We start from the raw sequence: 3,533 nt of genomic DNA on the forward strand, positions 1-3,533 counted from the left end.
TGGACGAGACCACCGAGCGGTCCTCCCGGCCCGTGGTGCTGATGACCACCGTGGGAGAGCAGCTCTCCCCCGCGCTCACACTCGCCGAGCAGGAGGTCGAGCACGGCACGATCCTGCGCCTGGTCCGCGTGGACGAGGCTCCCCCACCCCCGGAAGTTGCCGACGTCACGGACCTCATGGGCGCGGCGGTCGAGACCCGGTCCGATGCGTGGCGGCCGGCGTGGGGTGTGGGTGCTGCCGCGGCGATCGCGGCGATCATCGGTTTCCTCGGCGGGCCGGCGGCCATCCTCAACGGGTTTACCGCCGGTCAGGTGGGACTCGGCTTCGTGGTGCTGCTCGCGCTTGCTGTGTTCGGTGCCCGACGGCGGCACACCGGTCCTGCGATCGTGCTCACCGCCGCTGTGGTCGGTGGTCTGGGGGTCGTCACCGGGTTCGTGCTGGCCCAGACCGGCCTCGCTCACCCCGGCGCGGCACTGCTGGTCTGGTTCGGCCTGACCGGACTCGTGGTCGGGCTGGTCGCGGCGGTCGGATTCAAGGACGTGCCACTGGGGGTCGGCGGAGGCGCCGCCGCGTTGATCACCGGTGCGTGGATCCTCATGCACCGTGCCCAGATGCCCACCGAGCACGTGGCTGCGTGGGTCGCGATCGTCGGCGTGGTGGCCCTGGGATTGCTGCCTGGCATCGCGATGACCGCAAGCGGGCTCACCGGGCTCGACGATCGCGTGGTCGAGGGCCAGCGGGTCTCGCGCCCGGCGGTCACCCGGGCGGTCGACGCCACGCACCGTGCCCTCACCTGGACGACCATCGCCGTGGTGCTGCCGACATCCCTCTCCGCCTGGCTGCTGGCGACGAGCGACGAGCGCGCCGCGCAAGGCATCTGCGCTGCCGTGGGACTCGTGCTGCTGCTGCGCACGCAGGTGCTGCCGCTCGCGCCTCAGCGCCTTGCACTCATCGCCGGCGGCGTGCTCCCGATCGTCACGCTGGCGTTCACGGTGCTGATGTCGCCGGGCTCGTCCACGCTCGTGGCGGTCTGTCTGATTGTGCTGCTTGCCGCACTCGTGGGCATGCGGGTCTCGGAGAACACCCGGGCGCGCCTACGCCGTTACGCCGGCATGCTCGAGATGCTGGCGGTGATCGCGCTCGCACCGCTGCTGCTGTGGCTGCTCGGGGTGTTCGCCGACCTGGTCAACACGCTCACCTCATGAGAGCCGCATGGGGGCTGGTGGCCGCGTCACGGCCACGACGCATCGCCGAGCTGCGCGAGCTCGACGAGCAGGCCCGCCGACCGCTCGCGCTGTCCACACGGGTGGGTTTCGTGGGCACCAGCGGTGGCGTCGGCTGCTCGGTCGCGGCTGGACTGGCGGCCGGTGTGCTCGCCCGGCGTCGCAGCGGCCGTGTGCTCGCGGTCAACGCCTCGGGCGCCGAGCGGTCGCTGCTGTGGCACGCCGGTCTGCTCAGCGACGCCGCGAGCACCATGGAGCAGGACGCCCGGCGCGCCTCGGCAGGACGTGCGGACGAGGCTCTCGACGGACTGGCCGTTGCGCCGTCGGGACTGCGCGGCCTCGATCTCACGAGGCAGACACAGACCGACGACACCCGCTGGTGGGAGTCCGTGGCGCCGTCGAGCAGGTTCTTCGACTTCGTGGTGACCGATTGGGGGGTGCGCGATGTCGCCTCGCTGGGCCACGTCGTCGCAGCGAGCTCGGTGCTCGCGGTGGTGATGACGCCCGACCGGGTCGCGCTCCAGCACGCGGTCGAGCTGGCGGCGGCCGCCTACGCCGTGCACGTGCCCGCCGTCGGCGTGCTGGTCCCCGCACGCGGACGCGTGCCTGTGGGTGTCGGCGAGGCGATCCGCGCCTTTCCGATCCCGGTGGTCCGGATCCCCCGCGACCGCGCTCACGCTGCTGCCCGACCGGTGCCGAGCACCCGGCTGCGCGACGCGACCAACCTGGCAGCCATCCGGTTGTCGGCAGCGCTCGTGTCCGCAGCTGCCGCCCGCCGCGCCGAACCCGCCACCCGGCGCCGACGCTCCGAGGAGAAGGCCACCCCGTGACCGTCAAGACCGTCCACCGACCCACCCGCGAGACGCTCCCGCTCGAACGTCCCGAGCCCGACGTCCTCGCGGCCCCGCCCTCGCTCGGCGAGGACACCGGCTCCATGCCGATGCAGATGCTGATGCCGATCATGGGCGCCACCACCTCGGTGCTCATGATGGTGGTGATGCGCCGCGGCAACCCGCTCTTCCTCGCCGTCGCGGCCCTGGTGTTCGTGGTCGCGATCGTCGGAGGCGTCGGCTTCGCACTCAGCTCCCGCGGCCGCAACGCCAAGCAGGAAGCGCAGAAGCGCGAGCTGTACCTCGACTACCTCGAGCAGGTGCGCGGCGAGTACGCCGAGCGCACGGCCGAGATCCGGCTCGCGGCAAGCGTGCTGCACCCGCAGCCGAGCGCCCTGATGTCGACCATCCGGGACCCGAAACGCCTGTGGGAGCGGCGCCGTCGAGACGCGGACTTCCTCGACGTGAGAGCCGGGCTGGGGACCGTGCCGTGGTTCGAGATCCGACTCCCCAGCCCTGAGTCGCCGATGACACCGCACGACCCGATCCTGCTCGCCGAGGCCGAGCTGATCAGCACAAGCTGCTCGAAGGTCGAGTCGATGCCGCAGACCGTGCCGCTACGCAAGGCGGGTTCGGTCGCGGTGATCGGCGACCGCGAGCGCGGCAGTGCCCTCATTCGCTCGATGCTGCTGCAGGTCGCGGCCATGCACGCACCCGACGACGTGGGCATCGCGCTCGCCTTCGCTCCCGAGAACGCCGACGACTGGGCGGGCGCCGACCTGCTCCCCCACAACCTCGAACCCGAGCTGTTCGACGGCCCGGTGCCGGCACGCAGGATCGCGCCCAGTGTGGAGGGCCTCGGCCGCGTGCTCGGCCAGACCTTCACCGACCGCGTGCAGGCCGCGAACAGCACCCGCCGCGCCGGCCCGCAGCGCAACCAGCCGCCCCATCTCGTGATCGTCGCGGACGATCACGGCAAGGTGGCCTCGTCGCTGCCGATCGGCGGCAACGTGCCGCTGAGCGAGCTCGGCATCACCGTCATCCACCTGCTCTCGGACCGCCTGCACGAACCGAGCGACGTGGACGTGCGCATCACGCTCGACGACGTCGTCTCCGACGGCCAGGGCGGCATCGACGATGCCGACCTGCCCACCCGGGCCACGGTGACCACGGCACCGGGCACACGGGACGCCGTCGACGTCATCATGCAACCGGACGCCGTCGACATTCCCGGGTTCGCGGCCACGGCGCGCGCGATGGCGGCGCTGCGCGTCACGCTCGTCGCGTCGCGCGACGAGGAGGGCGACGCGACGCTCGACGTCGAGGACCTGCTGAACATCGAGGACCCCACGACGTTCGACCCGGAGGACCTGTGGCGGCCGCGCAGCCCGGCCGACTTCCTGCGGGTGCCCTTCGGCATCGACGACCTCGGCAACCCCGTCCTCCTCGACCTGAAGGAGAGCGCCCAGCTCGGCATGGG

Annotated in this window: 1 protein-coding gene and 2 pseudogenes; all 3 read left to right on the forward strand. The window is 72.1% G+C overall.

What is annotated here, in order from left to right; translation table 11 throughout:
- Window positions 1–1,205: pseudogene (locus ACOJSN_RS17135) on the forward strand (hypothetical protein); the annotation flags it as partial.
- Complete coding sequence (locus ACOJSN_RS17140; RefSeq protein ID WP_420113701.1) at window positions 1,202–2,053, forward strand: hypothetical protein; 852 nt, start codon at window positions 1,202–1,204, stop codon at window positions 2,051–2,053. The pseudogene ACOJSN_RS17135 and the gene ACOJSN_RS17140, both read left to right, overlap by 4 nt.
- A pseudogene (locus ACOJSN_RS17145) lies at window positions 2,050–3,533 on the forward strand (cell division protein FtsK); the annotation flags it as partial. The gene ACOJSN_RS17140 and the pseudogene ACOJSN_RS17145, both read left to right, overlap by 4 nt.

The sequence above is a fragment of the Pseudactinotalea sp. genome, from assembly GCF_048594945.1.
Lineage (GTDB): Bacteria > Actinomycetota > Actinomycetes > Actinomycetales > Beutenbergiaceae > Pseudactinotalea.

Coding starts and splice junctions, on each gene's coding strand:
- ACOJSN_RS17140 (WP_420113701.1), top strand. CDS start 1,202: ATGAGAGCCGCATGGGGGCTGGTGGCCGCGTCACGGCCACGACGCATC.